Here is a 17,448-nt window from a genome sequence, read left to right on the forward strand (position 1 = left end):
CGCAACGTCGGTGGTTACACGACGGCCTGCACGCGGTTGTCGGTTTCTCGTTGGCGGGAAACACCGGAAGACATTCTCGTACACCGGACAATACAGAAGTATGACAATTGTCGTTCCATTCGATGGATCTGGACTGGCTGAAGCAGCGCTCGTCCGTGCCACCGAGTTCGGGAGCGTATTCGACGAAGACGTGCTGGCTGTGAGTGTCATCCCGAATGGGAATAGGGACTACGCCAGGGAACGCGACTGGATCGAACAGGACGAGGAGTTCGATCTGGAATCCGTCGTTTCGACCTTACATAAACAGGTAACTGATCTGTGTCCGAGCGCTGATTTCCGTCACAAGGTCGTCGATCGGTACGCTCCCTCCGGCACCATCTCGAAACGTCTGCGGAAGGTGGTGCGCGACGAAAACGCATCAATGGTGTTCCTCGGGAGCGAAAACGCCGGTCATCTCGTCACCGCAGTGAGCAGCGTCGCGGGAACCGTCGCAGCAGAGGACTCCTACGACGTTGTCATCGTCCGCGACCGAAGCCCAGCGAAGATCGCCAAACTCAGGGATGCCTCCACGCACAACAACCCAAAATCGGACTTTTATCTCCCCAACTGAACCCGAACCCGATTCGTAGCGAAGGGCTTCAACGAAGCCATCTCTAAAACTCTGCGCCCAGTCGCGCCGCGACGCGCTCCGCGGAGTCGACGAGCAGGGCGTCGTCGTCGGTGAACACCTCCAGCGCGACGGTGCCGTCGAACCCGTCGAGCTCGGCCGCGACGGCCCCGTAGTCCACCTCGCCGGCGCCGACCGGAAGATGGGTGTCGCCCCGGCGGCGAACGTCGTGACAGTGCAGGTGCGAGACGCGGTCCCCGTGGGCGCGGAGGAACCGCGCGATCGCTTTGTCGCCGCCCTCCATGTAGGCGTGGCCCACGTCGAAGCAGACCGGGGTGTCGGTCTCGCGGGCGATCTCGCCGAGGACGGAAAGCTGGAGCCCCGCGTGCTGGTGGCCGACGTTCTCGACGACGACCTCGACGCCCGCCTCGCGGCCGGCGTCGGCGACGCGGCGGAGCTGCTCGGCGGCGACCTCGCGGAACTCCACGTCGTCGCGGTCGGCGGAGGTCGCGTGGAGCACCGCCTTCTCGGCGCCCAAGTCGCCGGCCGCTTTTAAAAGCCGTCGCTGGTAGGCGACGATGGCGTCGTTGACCTCGGGGACGTACGTCGCCAGCCGCTGGCCGTACGGGAGGTGAACCACGAGATCGCGCCCGGCGAGCGCGGCGTCGAGCCGCTCCGGGCCGATCTCGCCGGGCACGAGCGTCGGCTCGCCGATCCCGAGCTCGCAGAAGTCGAACCGCGACGGCGACGCCGCGAGGCGGTCGACGTCGTCGCCGACGGTGAGACCGATCTCCATGTCGGCGGTGGGAACGGCGGCGTGTTATGTATCCCCCTTCGTTTCGGTGGATATATATAAAAAATAACTCGTCATCGAGGGTGAACCGCCCCGACCGAGTTCGCGGTGTCGGCGCTCGAATCCCTCGTCCGGGAGTCCATCCCGGGCACGGTGCCCGCGGAGGACCGGAATCGGTCAGGCGCCGTTTCGCCCGGAATTCCGGTCGAGGAGCACGTAGACGAGATAGAGCGGGACGGCGATCAGCAGTCCCATCCAGAGGAGGCCCCAGAGTCCCATGAAACCGCCGAAGAGGCTCCACCCGCCAATCATGCCGCCGCCGTAGCTCCCGCTGCCGTAACTCCCGCCGCCGTGAGCGGCCACGGTGCCCGTCGCTGCGATCAGCGACGGCACCGCGCGCGTCGCGATGCGACGAATCGTCCGTCCGACGCCGTTGGTGTGGTGTGTCATCGTGGTCGGTGGGTCAGCAGTTTGCGTCAGCCTGTGCCGGACGAGCGCCTCGAACGGGGGTCGCTAGCAGCCGTACCCCCGGCCGCTCGTCCTCACGGTTGTGTGATCGTCGTGGTCGTCGTCCGCCATGTCCCGGGCCATCTCGTCGACGGTCACGCCCGTGTACGTCTCCATCTGGTTCACGGCGTTCGGGCCCATGTGATCGGTCATGTGAGCCTCCATCCAGGTCGCCCACGCCGCCGCCTCGCCGTCGACCGGCGTCCCCGCAACCTCGTCACCGACGTGCGAGTCCGTCTGTCCGGTCATGTGACCGTCCGTCCACGTCGTCCGCTCCGCCGTCTCACCGTCGACCGGCATCCCGTCGGTCGACGTCTCGTTCTCCTGGACCGGTGCGTCCCCGTGTGCGCTGACGGCCGGGACGGCGAACGCGAGTCCGACGATCGCGAGCGCCACGAGCAGCCATCGTGCGATGTTTCGATCGGTCATTGTGTCTCTCCTCAACTGTCCGTACGACGGGTTCCGAGTTATCTCCGTGGGTGTGAACGCAACCGAGAGATCGTTCGAAAATGTTTATAGCCGCTTCTAAACGTTTTGTTCTGCGAGGAACGTTCATGCCTGTCGAATTCGGGGGGAAGAGAGCCCGACAGTCCGTGGCTACCGTTCCGACTGTCGCTGCCGGAGGTCGTCGCTCGGATACACGCGATAGGTCCGTCCTTGCCGTTCCCGGTACAACAGTCCGCGCTCCTCGAGCGAACTCACGGTCTGACTCACTTTGCTCTTCGAGAAGTCGGACCGATCTCGGAGTTCGATCTGCGTGATCCCGGGAGAGATCAGGACGGGTTCGAGGACGCGTCGTTCGTCGTCCGGCAGAAGATCGAGAACGCGCGCCTGCGGGTCGGCCTCGGGATTGAGGGACGCCGCCTGCGAGTCGGATTCGGGGGAGGGGGGTGTCGCTTGCGACCCTCCGTCTTCTATCGAGGTAGGGGCCGCCACCGAGCTCTGGTCCGACTCTCGGTGTCCCACCGGGCCGGCCTCTCCCGATCGGGTGAGCTCGTCTCGGGTCAGGAGATAGACGCCGCCGATCACGCCCGCGATCAGCAGCGTTCCGACCGCGTACCAGAGCGGGTCCGGCCCGTGCATCGTCCCCATCGACGAATCCATCACCGACCCCATCGACTGCTCGAAGGCGCGGCGCTGTCGATAGGCCCGCCAGGTGAGCACCCCGCCGGCCAAGAGGACGAACCCGAGGAGCACACCGACGACGGCGTCCGCTCGGCGTCGGTTCATACGACAGCCCCCGATCGCGAGGTCTTTCTGCTCATACCGTCGCTTTGTCGGCGGGGGTGTGTGATGATTGCGGATCGCGACCGCGCCAGCGGGGTCCCCCGTCTCGGAGGGCATCCGTCGGCGTGTCCGACCGGCCGTCGCGGCGAACGCGGACCAGTCACCGCGGCGCGTCCGCCAGTCCTTGCGGCGTGCGCGGATCCTCTCGCCTCAGTCGTCGAGCGGGTTCTCGACGTCGATCTCGCCGGAATCGATCTCGGCTTCGACCTCGCGGACGGCGGTCACCATGTTCTCCGTCTTGCCGTACGCGATCTCGCGGGGCAGGAGCTTCAGCCCGCAGTCGGGCGAGATCGTGAGTTTCTCCGGCGGGACGACGCGGAGGCCCTGCCGGATGTTCTCTTTGATCTCCTCGACGGGCTCGACCTCGGCCGTGTGCGCGTCGACGACGCCGAGCGCGAGGTCGGGTTCGAACTCGGGCTCGGTGAACGTCGGGATCTGCTCGAAGTCGCCGTTACACAGCTCGACGTCGAACTCGTCGATCGGGTAGTCGTTGATCTCGGGGTAGATCCGCGAGTAGTCGCCGTAACAGACGTGGAGCCCGATGCGGACCTCCTCGTCGATGCCCGAGACGATGCGTTCGAGCGCCTCGCCGACGATGGCGTGGTCCTCCGGCGTCGTCGCCAGCGCGGGCTCGTCGATCTGGATGTAACGCGCCCCCGCCTCGACCAGCTTCTCGACCTCCTCGTTGACGAGGTCGGCGAGGTCGTAGACGAGCTCCTCGGTGGAGGGGTACGCCTCGTTGAACGCCCAGAATCCGAGCGTGTACGGCCCCGTGATGGGGACCTTCACCGGGCGCTCGGCGACGTTCGAGGTGAACTCGAACTCGTCGACGAGCCACGGCTCGTCGTACGCGACCTCCTCGACGACGGACGGCTTGTCGAAGTAGTTGTGGCCCCACACCTTCACGGGGCCGTTGAACTCGTAGCCGTCGATGCGGTCGGCGAAGAACTCCACCATCTCGTTGCGGCGCATCTCGCCGTCGACGACCGTGTCGAGCCCGGCGCGCTCGTGCTCGTGGGTGATGAGGCGACAGGCGTCGTCGTGGGCCTCCTCGAGGTCCGCGGCGTCGAACTTCGAGTCCGGGTCGTCGACGAGCTCGTCCGCGCGGTTCAGCCACTTCGGCTTCGGGTACGAGCCGACGACGGTCGTCAGCAGGAACGCGTCGTTCGGGTGGTCGGCGGGGCGGAACTGGTCGCGGTTGGCGTCGGGGTTTCGGACCATTAGTCGAGCACCTCCGTGGCGGCGGCCAGCGCGTTCAGCTTCGCGCGGTACTTATTGGCGGGCAGGTAGAACAGCTCGGTGTTCGGGGTCAGGTACGTCCGGTCGAACCCCTCGGCGGGGACCTGCGACTCGAACCACTCGACCCGCTCGGCGAGCGTCTCCGGCTCCTCGACAAGCGTGTTCTGGCCGTCGACGAGGCCGAGCGCGAGCGAGTCGGTGGCGCCGAACTCCTGCACGTTGTAGACGGTGTCGTCGCGGTCGCCGGCGACGAGGTCGAGCCCGAGCGCGTCCGCGCCCGCCTCGTCCACAAGGTGCGCGTACAGCTTCTCGCCGAGCGCGCCGTACGAGGTTTGCACGACCACGTCGGCGTCGGTCGCGTCGGCGACCGTCGCGATGGCGTCCGTCGCGGTCGACTCCGCGCCCTCGGCGGGCGGGTTCGTCACCAGCGACGGCTCGAGGAGGAACAGCGTCTCGTGGGCGGGGAACGCCTCGACCTCGCCGGCGAGGAACTCGGCGATCGCGGCCTGGAACGCCGCCTCGTCGCCGTAGTGCTCGTCGCTCGCGAGGTCGGCGAGCGAGTACGGGCCCGGCAGCGTCGCGGCGAGGGGGGCCTCGCCGTCGATCAGGTCGACCGCGGACTCCAGCTCGCGCGCCACGTCGCCGGAGAAGTCGAGGTCGGCGACGACCCGCGGGTCGCGGTAGAAGTTGTTGTTGTCGTAGTACCGGACGATCCCGCCGGTCTCGACGCTGTCGTGCACCGTCAGCGGATGCGCGATCATGTCGTCCCAGCGACCCTGCCCCTCGACCACGCGGTCGAGGCCGGCGTCCAGCTGGTCGTCGACGTACTCCGCGCGGACCTCGTCGTACTGCTCGACGATCGCCTCGCTCTCGTCGCCGCTCAGCAGGTCGCCCTTCTGGTGACCCTTGAGGTCCGAGAGCGTCTCTTTCGCCCAGTCCGGGAGCGGGTACAGCCCCGGCGTGGCCGCGACTCGTTCAGTCATCACCAGTAGTTCGATATGCCGTCGTATAATATTTGCTAATACATTTTATGCTCATAAGTTATTATTATAACCGGGGCGAACCGTTAAGCCGACCGTCGGGGATCGATCCCCATGACCGTCGTCTCCCTGTTCCCCTCCGCGACCGAGCTGGCGGCCGCGCTCGGCGCGACGCCCGCCGCGGTCTCGCATCAGTGCGACCACCCGCCCGCGGTCGAGGACCGGCCGACGCTCACCGGGCTCGTCCCCGACCTCGGCGCCGACCCCGCGGCGCTCGACCGGGTCGCCGCCCACGACGACACCTACTACCTCGACGGCGACCGGCTCGCCGCGGCCGATCCCGACGTGATCCTCACGCAGGGCGTCTGCGCCGTCTGCGCGCTCGACGCGGGGCTCGCGCGCCGGGCGGTCGAGCGGCTCGACCTCGACGCAGCGGTGCTCGACGTCCACGCCGACGACCTCGACGACGTCCTCGCGAACGTCGAGCGCGTCGGCGAAGCGGTCGGCCGTCCGGCGGTCGCGGCCGCGCTCCGCGACGACCTCGACGCCCGGATCGACGCCGTCGCCGAGGCGGTCCCCCCGGGCGACACGGCAAACTCGGCCGACGCCAGCCCGTCGGCCGACGCTGTCCCCGCGGCCGACTCCCGACCCCGCGTCGCCGTCCTCGACTGGACCGACCCGCTCCGCCACGCCGGGCTCTGGGTCCCCGACCTGATACGGATCGCCGGCGGGGGGCCCGGGCTCGTCGCAGCCGGCGAGCGCTCGCGAACGATCGATCCCGACGAACTGCGCGCCTTCGATCCGGAAGTGGTCGTCGTCGGTCCCTGTAGCGCCGACGTCGACGAGGCCGAGCGCGCGGCCGTCGACCTGCTGACCCGCGAGTCACTCGACGACGTGGCCGCGGTGCGCGACGGCCGCGTGTACGCGATGGACGGCACCGCTTACCTGAACCGCCACAGCCACCGCGTCGTCGACACGCTGGAGGCGCTGGCGGGCGTCGTCCACCCCGATCGGTTCGAGAGCGCCGACGAGAAGGTGCGGCGCGTCGACCCGGAAGCGGCGACCGAGCCGGCCGGAATCCCCGACGGCGCGTGATCCGACGGCCGACGGCCTCACTCCCGTCGGTCGAGCCGCAGCACGGTGAGCGTCTCGAACGGGAACGACTCCTCGACGGCGACCTCGTGGTCGAAGCCGGCGTCGTCGATCAGCGCGAGCACCTCGTCGTAGCCCGTCAGCGAGGAGACGAGCAGCAGGACGACCCCCCCCGGCGCGAGGACGCGCCCCACGTCGGCGAGGAACGGCTCTATCAGCTCCCGGCCCGACTCGCCGCCCGAGAGCGCGCGCTCCATCCAGTCGCCCCACTCGTTGTCGGGGTCGGTCGGGAGGTACGGCGGGTTGAAACAGACGGTGTCGAACGCATCCTCCCGGAAGGGCGCGAGGAGGTCGGCGACGACGCCCTCAACGCCGCGCTCGCGCGCCTGTCGGGCCGCGTGCGGGTTGAGATCGCTGGCGACCACGTCGAGGTCGCGCTCCGCCGCGATCCGCGCCGCGACCCAGCCGGAGCCGGTTCCCACCTCCAGTACGCGACCGTGCGCGCTCTCGACCGCGGCCTCGGCGAGGAGCCCGGAGTCTTCGGCGGGCTGGTAGACGACCGCGTCGTCGACGCCGCGGCGCGCCGCGAGGTCGCCGGCGGTGTCTTTACTCTCCGCGGCAGCGTCGTCTCCCCCCTCTTTCGGAGCGTCGCTCACTCGTCTCCCCCCGCGTCGCCGTCGTCCCCGGTGCCCGCGTCGTCGCCCTCGTCGCCGCTTTCGTCGGTCTGTTCGCCGCCGTCGCTCCGGTTCCCGCCGCCGCGCGTCGCCGCCCGCCCCTCGACCGACGCGTCGAGCTGCGGGCCGGACGTGCCCTCCTCGCGCGCGGAGAGCGTCTGCTGCGGGAACGGGATGATGATCCCCGCCGCTTCCAGCGCGGACTTGATCTCGCCCATCGCGGCCGTCTGCGTGCGCCAGCGCTTCCGCATGCTCGGGTTTCGGATCCAGTACCGGGCGCCGAGCACGACCGCCGAGTCGTCGAACCGCTTCGTCACGACGTCCGGCTCGGGCATCGAGGCCACGTCCTCGACGCCGCCGATCGCCTCCTCGATCACCGCCGCCGCGCGCTCGATGTCGGCCGCGTAGTCGACGCCGACCTCGACCTCGATCCGAAGGCGGTTCCGGCGCGAGCGGTCGATGATCGACCCCGACCGCACGTCGTCGTTCGGGAGCGTGACGACCTCGCCGTCGAACGACCGGAGGCGGGTGCTCATGATCGAGATCTCCGTGACAGTTCCCTCGTGGTCGCCGACCTCGACCCAGTCGCCGACCTCGAACGGCCGGGAGAACATGAGCACGAACCCGGCGAGGATCGCGCCGAGCGTCTGGCGGGCCGCCATCCCGACCACGATCCCCAAGAAGCCCGCGCCGACGAGGAGGCCGCCGACGTTGTCGGTGAACAGCCCGACGACCACGAGCAGCGCGAAGGTGTACACCGTCAGCTGCGTGAGCCGCCGGACCACCTCCTCCTGGTGGTCGGTGAGGACGGTGCTATCGGCGGAGAGCTGGCGGATGACGCCGCCGAGGAAGTCGGTGACGGCGTAGGCGCTCGCCAACAGTACCACCGCGATCACGACGTTCGCCAGCTGGTCCGTGATCGCGGCCGCCTCGAACGCGTCGAGCAGCGCCCCGCTCCGGTCCCACACCACGAGCAGCGAGAGCGCGCCGACCGCGGTCGCGGCGCCGACGGACGCCGAGAGCAGCAGCCGCGTGGACGAGGTGAGATCGCCGTCCCGCCGCTTCGCCCACGCGGTGAGCAGCCGGACGCCGAGCACGCCCCCGACGATCAGCGCGGAGGCGAGGGTGCGTCTGACGTTCTCGGTCAGGGTCCCGTAGAGGTCGCCGACGGGGCCGGTGGCGTTGCCGCCGGCGGTCAGGAGTTCGGGGAGCGGACCCGCGAGGAGCGACGCGACGGAGAGCGAGGGAGCGGCGGACGACGCGGCGGAGACCAGGGCGACGGCGGGCGACCCGGCCGCGATCGCGAGGACGATGTCTGCGAGCGTCATCCGCCCGATCACACCTCGGTCGGCGAGCCGTGCTCCCGGGCCAGCTCGGCGAGCGCGGCGAACGCCGCCGGCTCCAGCGTGCCGGGTCGCCGGCGGAGCAGCTCCTCGTCGGCGGCCTCGACGACGGCCTCCGGCTCGTCGAGCCCGGAGATGTGACCGGTGTTCCGGATCGCGTTCCGCACCGTCTTGCGCCGCTGGGTGAACAGCGCCTTCACGAACCGGAGGAAGAACGCCTCGTCGCCGACCGCGTAGTCCGGGTCGCGGGGCGTGCACCGGACGACGGCGCTCTCGACGGCGGGCTGGGGGTCGAACGCCTCCTTCGGGACGCGCTCGACGATCTCGACGGCGGCGTAGTGCTGGGCCGACACCGAGAGGCGGCCGTACTCCGACTCGCCCGCGGACGCCACCATGCGCTCGGCGAACTCGGCCTGAAACATCAACACGAGCGGCTTCCCCTCGGGGAGCAGCCGGAAGGCGATCTCCGAGGAGACGCCGTACGGGAGGTTCGCGACGCAGGCGGTAAAGGGCGGGAGATCGACGTCGAGCGCGTCCCCTTCGATCACGTCGAGGCGGCCGTCGTCGACCGCGGTCGCGAACTCCTCGCGGAGGAAGTCAGCGAAGGTCCCGTCGCGCTCGATCACGGAGAGGCGGCCGGGGGCGTCCCGATCGGCGTCTCGGTCGCTGCGGTCGGCGTCGCCGTCGCGGTCGTCGTCGGCGACGACCCTCGCCAGCAGCCGGTCGGTGAGCGCGCCCGCGCCGCCGCCGATCTCCAGCAGGTGGCTCGCGTCGGCGTCCGCCGGGAGGTACCCCGGAATCCGGTCGAGCACGCGGTCGTCGACGAGGAAGTGCTGGTCGCGGTCGGGGTTCGCGCGCTCCCCGGCGCGCCGCGCGAGGGCGTCGGGGTCGCGGTCCCCGTACGCCGCGGCCTCACCCGTCGATAGGTCGGTCATGCCCGGGATTGGCCGGCGTTCGGGGTAAAAGTCCCGTTTCGACTTACTCCTCGCGGCCCGCGAACGTCCGGTACTTCAGGTCGTCCTTCTGTACCTCCTCGACGATCCGCTCGACGATCACCTCTCGCGGGCGATGGAGCCCGGAGACGCGCTCGGACACCTCGGCGAAGCTCTCGAAGGGGCCGCGCTTGCGCTCGTCGAGGACGTTGTTCCGGAGCTGTTTGCCCACCCCGGGGAGGAGGTTGAGCTGGTGGAGCCGGAGGGTGATCGGGCCGGCCTCGTTGTAGAAGTCGACGAAGCGCTCCTCGTCGCCGTCGACGATCGCCTCGACGGCGTACTCCACCTCCGCGGCCGCGTTCCGGGTGAGGTCGTCGTACTCCACCTCGCGGTATCGACCGACTGCCGGCCCGTCGAGCGCGATCCGGTCGCTCACGGACGCCTCGGTCCCGTCGTCGAGCGCGAGCTCGTACAGCCGGAACGACTCGGTCCCGAGCCCGTACGCGACCGGCGTCTTCCGCGACGGCGGCCGGTCGTCGTCCGGTCGCCCGTTCGGCAGCACGTCCAACAGGACGGCGACGGGACCGTCGTCGGCGTCCGCCGCGTCGGGCGCGTCGGCGTCGGGATCGCTCATACTCGTTTTACGGTCCCGACCGGTGAAAAAACCGCTGCCGCGCCGACCTATCGAGAGAACTCGATCGCGGCGCCCTGCCCGAAGCCGACGCAGAGTGTCGCGAGCCCGCGGTCCGCGTCGCGTTTCTCCATCTCGTGGAGCAGCGTGACCGGGAGGCGCGCGCCGGAGGCGCCGAGCGGGTGGCCGATCGCGATGGCGCCGCCGTTGACGTTGAACCGCTCCTCGTCGACCCCGAGCTCGCGTCGCGAGTACTCGCACTGGGAGGCGAACGCCTCGTTGAGCTCGACGAGGTCGTAGTCGTCGATCGTCGTCCCGGCGCGGTCGAGCAGCCCGCGCGTCGCGGGCACCGGACCGATCCCCATCACGGTGGGGTCGACGCCGGCGACGTTGTTCGTGCCGACCTCCGCGAGCACGTCGAGCCCGTGGTCCTCGGCGAACGCCTTACTCGTGACCACCGTCAGCGACGCGCCGTCCGATATCTGCGAGGAGTTCCCCGCGGTCACCGTGCCGTCGCCCGTGAACGCGGGCGGCAGGTCGGCGAGCTTCTCGGCGGTCGTGTCCGGGCGGATCCCCTCGTCCGCCTCGACGAGCCCGTCGTCGGTCTCGACCGGAACGATCTCGTCGTCGAAGCGGCCCGACTCCGTCGCCTCCGCGGCGCGCTGGTGGCTCCGGGCCGCGTACTCGTCTTGCGCCTCGCGGCTCACCCCGTACTCCTCGGCCACCTTCTCGGCGGTCATCCCCATCTGGAGCTGGAAGACGTTGTACTCCTCCGACAGCTCCGGGTGGAGGTGCTGGTAGGAGTCGCCGTCCATCGGGACGCGGCTCATGTTCTCGACGCCGCCGGCGATAACGCAGTCGCGGTTCCCGGCCGCGATCGCGTCCGACGCGGAGATGATCGCCTGCATCGAGGAGGCGCACCAGCGGTTGATCGAGGTCGCCGGCACCGACTCGCCGAGCTCCGAGAGCAGCGCGATGACGCGGGCGACGTTGTTGTCCTGCTCGGTGCGCTGCTGGGCGACGCCCCACATCAGGTCGTCGACGTGGTCGCTCGTCAGCCCCGTCTCCGCGAGCGCGTGGTCGATGAGCGTCGTCGAGAGGTCCTCGCTGCGGACGTCGGCGTAGGCGCCCCCGTCTTTCCCCTGCGGCGTCCGGTAGGCGGCGGCGATCACCGGCGTGGTCTCGTCTGTCATGATCGTTTACAGACCGGTGACGCTCTTAAATGGCCGTGGAACCGCCGAAAATCAGACCCGAGTTTACTATTTATTCTCGAGGAGCGGCTCGCCGGTCATCTCCCCCGGGCGGTCGAGCCCGATCAGGTCCACGAGCGTCGGAGCGATGTCGCACAGCGACCCGTCCTCGCGGATCGCTCGCCCGCCGTCGTCGCCGTCGGGAGTCAGGTAGACGATCGGGACCGGGTTGAACGTGTGCGCGGTGTGCGGGTCCTCGAGCGTCCCCATGTCGTCGGCGTTGCCGTGGTCGGCCGTCACGACCGCGTGTCCGCCCGCGTCGGCGACCGCGTCGAGGAGTCGGCCGAGCTGCGCGTCGACCGCCTCGACCGCCTCGACGGCCGCGTCGAAGTCGCCGGTGTGGCCCACCATGTCCGGGTTCGCGTAGTTGAGCACCATCAGGTCGGGGTCCGCCTCCTCGATGATCCCGACCGCCTCGTCGGTGAGTTCCGGCGCGGACATCTCCGGCTGCTGGTCGTACGTGGAGACGTCCGGACTCTTCACGATCTCGCGCAGCTCGCCGTCGAACTTCACCTCGCGGCCGCCGTTGAGGAAGTAGGTGACGTGCGGGTACTTCTCCGACTCCGCGATCCGGAGCTGCGTGAGCCCCGCCTCGGAGACGACCTCGCCGATCGTGTTCTCGGGGATCTCCGGCGGGAACGCGACCGGGAAGTCGAACGTCTCGTCGTACTCGGTGGCCGTCGTCATCCGGATCTCCGGCTGGTCGACCTCGAACTCCCACTCGGGCCGGGTGTCCGTGAGCAGCCGGACGAGCTGGCGGGCGCGGTCCGCCCGGAAGTTGAAGAAGACCACGGCGTCGCCGTCGGCGAGCGCGGGCTCGTCGCCGACGAGCGTCGGCTCGATGAACTCGTCCGTCTCGCCGCGGGCGTGGGCCGCCGTCGCCGCCTCGACCGCCGTCTCGGCCTCGTGGGGCGCCTCGCGCTTGACGATGGCGTCGTACGCCTTCCGCGTGCGCTCCCAGTTCTCGTCGCGGTCCATCGCGTGGTAGCGCCCCGTGACGGTCGCGACGTGTCCGGTCCCGCGCTCGTCGGCCTTCGCCTCCACCTCGGCGAGGAAGCGGTCGGCGATCTCCGGGGCCGTGTCGCGGCCGTCCGTGAACGCGTGGCTGGTCGCCGGCACCCCGGCGTCGGCCGCGGCGTCGATCAGCGCGAGCAGGTGCTCGACGTCGGAGTGGACGCCGCCGTCGGAGACGAGCCCCATGAAGTGGACCCGTCCGCCGGTCGACTCCGCGTGTTCCAACGCGCCCGCGATCGCGTCGTTGTCGGAGAGCGAGCCCTCCTCGAGCGCGTCCGTGATCCGCGTGTACGCCTGCTTGACGACGCGCCCCGCGCCGATGTTCAGGTGGCCGACCTCCGAGTTCCCCATCTGGCCCTCGGGGAGCCCCACGCGCCGCCCGTGGACGACGAGCCGCCCGTCGGCGCCGCGCTCGGTCGCGTCGTCGAACGTCGGGGTGTCGGCGGCCGCGACCGCGTCCCGGCCGGCCGGCCGCCCCGAGGGGTCGACCGTCTCCCCGTCTCCACCTCCCGCACCGCTTCCGAGTCCCCAGCCGTCGAGGACGATGAGCGCCGTTTCCATACCCCTCGTTTCCCGTGACGGGGTAACTACCCTTCGCTCCGGACGCTCGCGCGATTCCTCCCTTCGACGGCCGAAGCGCGTCCGACCGGCTCGCGCTCCGGAAGTCAGCCTTTTATATTCGTGACGCTAACTATACGTTAATGGACTCCGCGGTACTGCTCGATCTCCTCGGGAACGAGAACCGGCGGCGCATCCTCCGGCTGCTCGCGACCAAGCCCTGTTACGTCACGGAGATCTCGGAGTACCTCGACGTCAGTCCGAAGGCGGTCATCGACCACCTGCGGAAGTTAGAGGAGGCCGGCCTGATCGAGTCGACGACCGACGACCAGCGCCGGAAGTACTTCCGGATCACCCGCAGCCTCAGGCTAGAGGTGAGCGTCTCCCCGTACGGGTTCGGCGCGAAGAGCGCCTACCCTGCCAAGAACAGCCTCGACATGTCCGGGCGGTGTCCCCACCTCACCATCGAGGCGCCCGACGGCTCGGGGACGTCGAACGACATCGCCGACCTCGCAGGGGAGTACGCCCGCCTCCAAGACCTCGATCGCGAGCTGTCGCTGGCCCAGCGGTGGGTGCAGGGCCGGGTCGAGGACACGCTCGCGGAGATCGACGAGCGGCTCGGCACCGAGGCCGACAGCCGGTTTTACGCCGCGATCCTCGCCGCGGTGATCGAGACCGACGGCACGCCCGCGGCCGTGGCCGACGAGGTCGGCGCCCGCGAGGACACCGTCGCCGACGCCCTCGGGCGCCTCGCCGACGTCGGCGTCCTCGCCAGCGAGGTCGACGGCGACGCGGACAGCTACCGAGTCCGGTAGCGCGTCGGAATTCCGCGCTCTCCCAGCACGTCCGGCCGCTTCCGGAACCTTTTGAACCGCGCCCGGAGGAGGACGCGTGTGAGCCGAGCACGGGACCTCGCGTTGTTCCTCGTCCTCGCCGCTGTCTGGGGGTCCGCGTTCATGGCGATCAAGGCCGGGCTGGCGTACTTCCCGCCGGTGCTGTTCGCCGCGCTTCGGTACGACATCGCCGGGGTCGTCATGCTCGCGTACGCCGCCTACGCGGTCGACGACCCGATCCCCCGCGGGCGCGACGAGTGGGCCGTCGTCGCGGTCGGCGCGACGCTTATCATCGCCGCCTACCACGCGTTCCTCTTCGTCGGCGAGACCGACCCCGCCGTGACGAGCGCGGTCGCGGCCGTGATCGTCAGTCTCTCGCCGGTGCTGACGACCGTCTTCGCGCGCGCCTTCCTCCCTTCAGAGCGGCTGACCGTCGTCGGCGTGATCGGGCTCCTCGTCGGGCTCGTCGGCGCGGTCGTGCTGGCCGCGCCCGACCCGGCGAACCTGACCGGCGGCGGTACGGTCGCGAAGCTCCTCGTGTTGCTGGCGGCGGCCTCGTTCGCGCTCGGGTCGGTGCTCACCCGCGCGTCCGACGCCGACCTCCCGATCGAGACGATGGAGGCGTGGTCGATGATCGGCGGCGCGCTGCTGATGCACGTGGTCTCGACCGGACTCGGCGAGTCGGTCGCCGACGTCGCCTGGACGACCGAGGGGATCGCGGCGCTGGCGTACCTCTCGATCGCCGCCAGCGGGCTCGGGTTCCTCATCTACTTCGACCTGCTCGATCGGCTCGGCCCGATCGAGATCAACCTCGTCTCGTACGTCGCCCCGATCTTCGCCGCGCTCGCCGGGTGGATGTTCCTGAGCGAGGGGATCACTCTCAACACGGTCGCCGGCTTCCTGATCATCTGCCTCGGCTTCGCCCTCGTGAAGCGGGCGGCGATCCGATCGGCGCTCCGCGAGTACGGGACCGCCGGGTGAGGTCGTTGTCGCCGTCGCTGTCGCGGCCGTTGTCGCCGTCGCTGTCGCAGCCGTTGTCGCCGTCGCTGTCGCGGCCGTTGTCGCCATCGCCGTCGCCGCCGTTTCGTCGTTGGACGTGAACGACCCCCACGCCCGGCGATCCTTTTAGGCGATCCCCCGATACGGGCCGCCATGTTCCCCGAGACGATCGAGACGGAACGCCTTCGACTGGAGCCCCGCCGCCCGGAGACCGTCGACCTCGACGCGTGCTACCGGATCTGCTCGTCGGACCCCGGGATCGACGAGGTGACCGAGTACGTGACGTGGGACCCCCACGAGACGAAGAAAGAGACGCTGGAGTTCCTCGAACGCGGCCGCGAGCGGTGGGAGGACCGCGAGGCAGCGAGCTACGTCATCCGCCCGCGGGAGGGCGAGGACGGCGCCGGCGAGATAGCCGGCTTCGGCGGGTTCTCCGTCGACTGGGACCGGCGGACCGCCGAGCTCGGCACGTGGCTCCGGAAGCGGTTCTGGGGCCAGGGGTACTCCGGCGAGCGCGCCGCGGTCCTCGTCGAGGTCGCCTTCGACGACCTCGACCTGGAGGTCGTCGCCGTGAGCCACCACCCCGACAACGACAACTCGCGACGGGCGATCGAGAAGTACGTCGACCGTCTCGGCGGCCGCCGCGAGGGCCGCCTGCGGAACACGCTCACCTTCCTCGACGGGAGCGTGCACGACGAGGTGCGCTACACGATCTCGCAGTCGGAGTGGCGCGAGGCGACGAGCTGACGGGGTCGGGGCTAAACGGCCTTTTCTGTCTCTGAAACGATTTCTTTCGACGCTCATCGCGAGCCAACAGACACTTATCACGGCCGAAACGACTCCGGGTGCATGTCAGCCCCCGATCGAACGAACGGCCCGAACGCAACGAGCGGAATCGTCGGCGGCGCGGCCGCGGGCGCCGTCGCGTACGTCCTCGGCTACCTGTTCGCGTACGTCACCCAGCAGTCGGCGGTCGAGGAGCAGCTGGCGGGGTTCAACTTCTTCGCCGACCTGTTCGGCGGCGACCCCATCCCGACGTGGCAGGCGATCGGGTGGGTGTTCTACAACGGGCACTTCGTCGACACCCAGATCCCGTCGCTGGTCGGCGGGTCGCAGTCGACGAACCTCATCTCGCAGGCCGACGGCGGGTCGCTGACGCTGTTGTTCGTCGTCCCGCCCGTCCTGCTGGTCCTCGCCGGGCTCGTCGCGAGCCGGGTCGCCGGCGCGACGGAGCCGGCCGACGGCGCGAAGGCCGGCGCGTTCGTCCTCGTCGGATACCTCCCGCTGGCCGTGATCGGCGCCCTCCTCTTCCGGTACTCGGTCGGCGACGGGAGCGTCGCGCCCGACCTCGTCACGGCCGTCCTCCTCGCCGGCGCGGTGTACCCGGCGCTGTTCGGCGCGGTCGGCGGCGCGGGCGCGACGCTGCTGAGCGACTGAGAGAGCTATACCAGGACGGTTCGTTTCGGAGTTCAGTAGTCGGCCTCGTCGGGGTCGAACCGGTCGCCGTACTCCCGGACGGGGTCGACCGGCCGGCCGTCGTCGGTCTCCGGCGCGACGTAGTCGATGAACGACTCGACGTCGGGCTCGCGGACCCGGACGTCGACGTCGATCTCGCCGAGCTCGTCCGGCTCGCCCACCGCGAAGTTGACGACGCCCTCGAACGCGGCCTGCTTTTTCAACGAGAACGCGAACCCCTCGTCGGTGCTGTTCCGCAGGAACACCCGGCGGGCGGTGTCGAGGATCTCCTGCTCGTGGAGCACATCCGAGAAGGCGTCGAGGGTGTGCGCCTCGGCGACGAGGCGGCCGTCCTCGTGGACCGGCTCCGCGTCCGGGAACACGTTCCGCACCGCGTCGTCGACCCGATCGGTGGCCTCCGTGTCGCGGACCGGGACCTCTATCCGCACGTCGATGCTGTAGATCACGCCCCGCCACCTCCGGCGTTCGTGGCCGGCGTCGACTCCGCCTCTCCGTCCGCCTCGACGCCCAGCACGTCCCGGACGCGGGTCCGGAACTCGTCGAGCGTCCCCGTGTTGTCGATCTCGACGTCGGCGCGGTCGAGGGTGTCGCCGAGGCCGAGGTCGATCTCGCGCTCGTCGCGCTCGCGGAGGGCCTCCAGGTCGGAGTCGGAGTCGTCGCGGCCGCGGGCGTCGAGGCGCTCGGCGCGGAGCTCGAAGGGCGCCCGGACCGCCACGAGCGTGAAGTCGTCGCCGAACGCCTCGCGGAAGCGCTCCAGCTCGACCGTGGAGCGCAGGCCGTCGACGAGCACGGCGTCGCGGTCGCTCTCGGCGGCGGCCTCGCGGATCAGCGGGAGGGTCCGCGCCGCGATGGCGTCGTCGCCCTCCTCCTCGCGGAGCGCCTGCGCGATCCGGCCGTGGTGCTCGGCGGGGTCGAGCCCGCGGCGGCGGCATTCCGCCCGGATCACGTCGCCCATCACGACGACCGGGATGTCGGCCGCCTCGGCCACGTTCGCCGCCTCCCCCTTCCCGCTCCCGGGGAGCCCGACGGTTCCGATGACGTTCATTAGCGCCGAGTAGTCCCGTGCCGGACTTAGGTCTGCTGTTGCCGCCGTCCGCCGGCGCGAACCGTCGGCGTTTTTTATATCGGGCGGTAGAAGACGAGGCGAGGGCACGTAGCTCAGCTAGGATAGAGCGTCGGACTTCTAATCCGATGGTCGTGGGTTCGAATCCCACCGTGCCCGTTCGTTCCCTG

20 protein-coding genes and 1 tRNA gene are annotated in these 17,448 nt (G+C 69.9%); 7 read left to right on the forward strand and 14 right to left on the reverse strand.

All coding sequences use genetic code 11. The annotated features are described in order from the left end of the window. Positions 1-100: 100 nt before the first annotated feature. Positions 101-610 carry a universal stress protein gene (locus Hrr1229_RS10095; RefSeq protein ID WP_123113015.1) on the forward strand — a complete coding sequence of 170 codons (510 nt, stop codon included), beginning with the start codon at positions 101-103 and terminating at the stop codon, positions 608-610. Positions 611-653: 43 nt separating this feature from the next. On the opposite strand, the gene Hrr1229_RS10100 is transcribed toward Hrr1229_RS10095, so the two are convergent. The 6 genes from Hrr1229_RS10100 to Hrr1229_RS10125 form a co-directional block, all read right to left on the reverse strand. Then, the gene (locus tag Hrr1229_RS10100) at positions 654-1,403 is read right to left on the reverse strand and encodes a sugar phosphate isomerase/epimerase (protein WP_123113014.1); all 750 of its coding nucleotides are present in this window, start codon (positions 1,401-1,403) and stop codon (positions 654-656) included. Between the two features lie 174 nt (positions 1,404-1,577). Then, positions 1,578-1,850, reverse strand: a complete 273-nt coding sequence (locus tag Hrr1229_RS18185; protein ID WP_255212479.1) for an SHOCT domain-containing protein — start codon at positions 1,848-1,850, stop codon at positions 1,578-1,580. A 63-nt stretch (positions 1,851-1,913) separates the two neighbouring features. Beyond that, positions 1,914-2,336, reverse strand: a complete 423-nt coding sequence (locus Hrr1229_RS10110) for a hypothetical protein (RefSeq protein WP_123113013.1) — start codon at positions 2,334-2,336, stop codon at positions 1,914-1,916. 168 nt (positions 2,337-2,504) lie between these two features. Continuing rightward, on the reverse strand, positions 2,505-3,137 hold the full coding sequence (locus tag Hrr1229_RS10115) for a MarR family transcriptional regulator (RefSeq protein ID WP_123113012.1): 633 nt from the start codon (positions 3,135-3,137) through the stop codon (positions 2,505-2,507). Positions 3,138-3,344: 207 nt separating this feature from the next. Further along, positions 3,345-4,415: a methionine synthase gene (locus tag Hrr1229_RS10120; protein ID WP_123113011.1), complete on the reverse strand. Its 1,071-nt coding sequence runs from the start codon at positions 4,413-4,415 to the stop codon at positions 3,345-3,347. Then, complete coding sequence (locus tag Hrr1229_RS10125; RefSeq protein WP_123113010.1) at positions 4,415-5,416, reverse strand: 5-methyltetrahydropteroyltriglutamate--homocysteine methyltransferase; 1,002 nt, start codon at positions 5,414-5,416, stop codon at positions 4,415-4,417. The genes Hrr1229_RS10120 and Hrr1229_RS10125 overlap by 1 nt, the downstream gene beginning before the upstream one ends. Positions 5,417-5,527: 111 nt before the next feature. On the opposite strand from Hrr1229_RS10125, the gene Hrr1229_RS10130 reads away from it, so the two are divergent. Then, positions 5,528-6,508 (forward strand): ABC transporter substrate-binding protein, encoded by a 981-nt coding sequence (locus tag Hrr1229_RS10130; RefSeq protein ID WP_123113009.1) that lies wholly within the window; start codon positions 5,528-5,530, stop codon positions 6,506-6,508. A 17-nt stretch (positions 6,509-6,525) separates the two neighbouring features. Here the strand turns inward: Hrr1229_RS10130 and Hrr1229_RS10135 are convergent, their stop codons facing one another. The 6 genes from Hrr1229_RS10135 to gpmI form a co-directional block, all read right to left on the reverse strand. Beyond that, entirely contained in the window at positions 6,526-7,161 is a 636-nt protein-coding gene (locus tag Hrr1229_RS10135; protein ID WP_123113008.1) for a HemK2/MTQ2 family protein methyltransferase, read from the reverse strand. Then, positions 7,158-8,507, reverse strand: coding sequence for a mechanosensitive ion channel family protein (locus Hrr1229_RS10140; protein WP_255212480.1), 1,350 nt, complete (start codon positions 8,505-8,507; stop codon positions 7,158-7,160). Before Hrr1229_RS10140 ends, Hrr1229_RS10135 begins: the two co-directional genes overlap by 4 nt. Before the next feature lie 8 nt (positions 8,508-8,515). After that, positions 8,516-9,457: a 16S ribosomal RNA methyltransferase A gene (locus Hrr1229_RS10145; RefSeq protein WP_123113007.1), complete on the reverse strand. Its 942-nt coding sequence runs from the start codon at positions 9,455-9,457 to the stop codon at positions 8,516-8,518. A 43-nt stretch (positions 9,458-9,500) separates the two neighbouring features. Further along, entirely contained in the window at positions 9,501-10,088 is a 588-nt protein-coding gene (locus Hrr1229_RS10150) for a DUF655 domain-containing protein (RefSeq protein WP_123113006.1), read from the reverse strand. Positions 10,089-10,135: 47 nt separating this feature from the next. Beyond that, entirely contained in the window at positions 10,136-11,278 is a 1,143-nt protein-coding gene (locus Hrr1229_RS10155) for a thiolase family protein (RefSeq protein WP_123113005.1), read from the reverse strand. 66 nt (positions 11,279-11,344) lie between these two features. Further along, positions 11,345-12,910, reverse strand: coding sequence for a 2,3-bisphosphoglycerate-independent phosphoglycerate mutase (gene gpmI / locus Hrr1229_RS10160; RefSeq protein WP_123113004.1), 1,566 nt, complete (start codon positions 12,908-12,910; stop codon positions 11,345-11,347). 140 nt (positions 12,911-13,050) lie between these two features. On the opposite strand from gpmI, the gene Hrr1229_RS10165 reads away from it, so the two are divergent. The 4 genes from Hrr1229_RS10165 (at position 13,051) to Hrr1229_RS10180 (ending at position 16,176) form a co-directional block, all read left to right on the forward strand. After that, the gene (locus Hrr1229_RS10165; RefSeq protein WP_123113003.1) at positions 13,051-13,722 is read left to right on the forward strand and encodes an ArsR family transcriptional regulator; all 672 of its coding nucleotides are present in this window, start codon (positions 13,051-13,053) and stop codon (positions 13,720-13,722) included. 78 nt (positions 13,723-13,800) lie between these two features. Beyond that, on the forward strand, positions 13,801-14,721 hold the full coding sequence (locus Hrr1229_RS10170) for an EamA family transporter (RefSeq protein ID WP_123113002.1): 921 nt from the start codon (positions 13,801-13,803) through the stop codon (positions 14,719-14,721). 171 nt (positions 14,722-14,892) lie between these two features. Continuing rightward, the gene (locus Hrr1229_RS10175; protein ID WP_123113001.1) at positions 14,893-15,486 is read left to right on the forward strand and encodes a GNAT family protein; all 594 of its coding nucleotides are present in this window, start codon (positions 14,893-14,895) and stop codon (positions 15,484-15,486) included. A 102-nt stretch (positions 15,487-15,588) separates the two neighbouring features. Next, complete coding sequence (locus Hrr1229_RS10180) at positions 15,589-16,176, forward strand: transporter (protein WP_123113000.1); 588 nt, start codon at positions 15,589-15,591, stop codon at positions 16,174-16,176. Between the two features lie 32 nt (positions 16,177-16,208). Here Hrr1229_RS10180 and Hrr1229_RS10185 read toward each other — a convergent pair whose 3' ends face one another. After that, a complete protein-coding gene (locus tag Hrr1229_RS10185) occupies positions 16,209-16,661 on the reverse strand; it encodes an RNA-binding domain-containing protein (RefSeq protein WP_123112999.1) in 453 nt (150 codons plus the stop codon). Continuing rightward, positions 16,658-17,260, reverse strand: coding sequence for an AAA family ATPase (locus Hrr1229_RS10190; RefSeq protein ID WP_123112998.1), 603 nt, complete (start codon positions 17,258-17,260; stop codon positions 16,658-16,660). The genes Hrr1229_RS10185 and Hrr1229_RS10190 overlap by 4 nt, the downstream gene beginning before the upstream one ends. 102 nt (positions 17,261-17,362) lie before the next feature. Between Hrr1229_RS10190 and Hrr1229_RS10195 the strand changes: the two genes are divergently transcribed. Continuing rightward, positions 17,363-17,437 (forward strand) — tRNA-Arg (locus Hrr1229_RS10195). Positions 17,438-17,448: the final 11 nt, after the last annotated feature.

The organism is Halorubrum sp. CBA1229 (assembly GCF_003721435.2).
Classification (GTDB): domain Archaea; phylum Halobacteriota; class Halobacteria; order Halobacteriales; family Haloferacaceae; genus Halorubrum.

Excerpts from the sequence above, each read along its gene's own strand:
- Hrr1229_RS10125 (WP_123113010.1), bottom strand. The coding sequence starts at position 5,416 with ATGACTGAACGAGTCGCGGCCACGCCGGGGCTGTACCCGCTCCCGGAC.
- Hrr1229_RS10110 (WP_123113013.1), bottom strand. The coding sequence starts at position 2,336 with ATGACCGATCGAAACATCGCACGATGGCTGCTCGTGGCGCTCGCGATC.
- Hrr1229_RS10150 (WP_123113006.1), bottom strand. The coding sequence starts at position 10,088 with ATGAGCGATCCCGACGCCGACGCGCCCGACGCGGCGGACGCCGACGAC.
- gpmI (WP_123113004.1), bottom strand. The coding sequence starts at position 12,910 with ATGGAAACGGCGCTCATCGTCCTCGACGGCTGGGGACTCGGAAGCGGT.
- Hrr1229_RS10165 (WP_123113003.1), top strand. The coding sequence starts at position 13,051 with ATGGACTCCGCGGTACTGCTCGATCTCCTCGGGAACGAGAACCGGCGG.
- Hrr1229_RS10100 (WP_123113014.1), bottom strand. The coding sequence starts at position 1,403 with ATGGAGATCGGTCTCACCGTCGGCGACGACGTCGACCGCCTCGCGGCG.
- Hrr1229_RS10155 (WP_123113005.1), bottom strand. The coding sequence starts at position 11,278 with ATGACAGACGAGACCACGCCGGTGATCGCCGCCGCCTACCGGACGCCG.
- Hrr1229_RS10145 (WP_123113007.1), bottom strand. The coding sequence starts at position 9,457 with ATGACCGACCTATCGACGGGTGAGGCCGCGGCGTACGGGGACCGCGAC.
- Hrr1229_RS10190 (WP_123112998.1), bottom strand. The coding sequence starts at position 17,260 with ATGAACGTCATCGGAACCGTCGGGCTCCCCGGGAGCGGGAAGGGGGAG.
- Hrr1229_RS10175 (WP_123113001.1), top strand. The coding sequence starts at position 14,893 with ATGTTCCCCGAGACGATCGAGACGGAACGCCTTCGACTGGAGCCCCGC.
- Hrr1229_RS10180 (WP_123113000.1), top strand. The coding sequence starts at position 15,589 with ATGTCAGCCCCCGATCGAACGAACGGCCCGAACGCAACGAGCGGAATC.
- Hrr1229_RS10140 (WP_255212480.1), bottom strand. The coding sequence starts at position 8,507 with ATGACGCTCGCAGACATCGTCCTCGCGATCGCGGCCGGGTCGCCCGCC.
- Hrr1229_RS10095 (WP_123113015.1), top strand. The coding sequence starts at position 101 with ATGACAATTGTCGTTCCATTCGATGGATCTGGACTGGCTGAAGCAGCG.
- Hrr1229_RS10115 (WP_123113012.1), bottom strand. The coding sequence starts at position 3,137 with ATGAACCGACGCCGAGCGGACGCCGTCGTCGGTGTGCTCCTCGGGTTC.
- Hrr1229_RS10120 (WP_123113011.1), bottom strand. The coding sequence starts at position 4,415 with ATGGTCCGAAACCCCGACGCCAACCGCGACCAGTTCCGCCCCGCCGAC.
- Hrr1229_RS18185 (WP_255212479.1), bottom strand. The coding sequence starts at position 1,850 with ATGACACACCACACCAACGGCGTCGGACGGACGATTCGTCGCATCGCG.
- Hrr1229_RS10130 (WP_123113009.1), top strand. The coding sequence starts at position 5,528 with ATGACCGTCGTCTCCCTGTTCCCCTCCGCGACCGAGCTGGCGGCCGCG.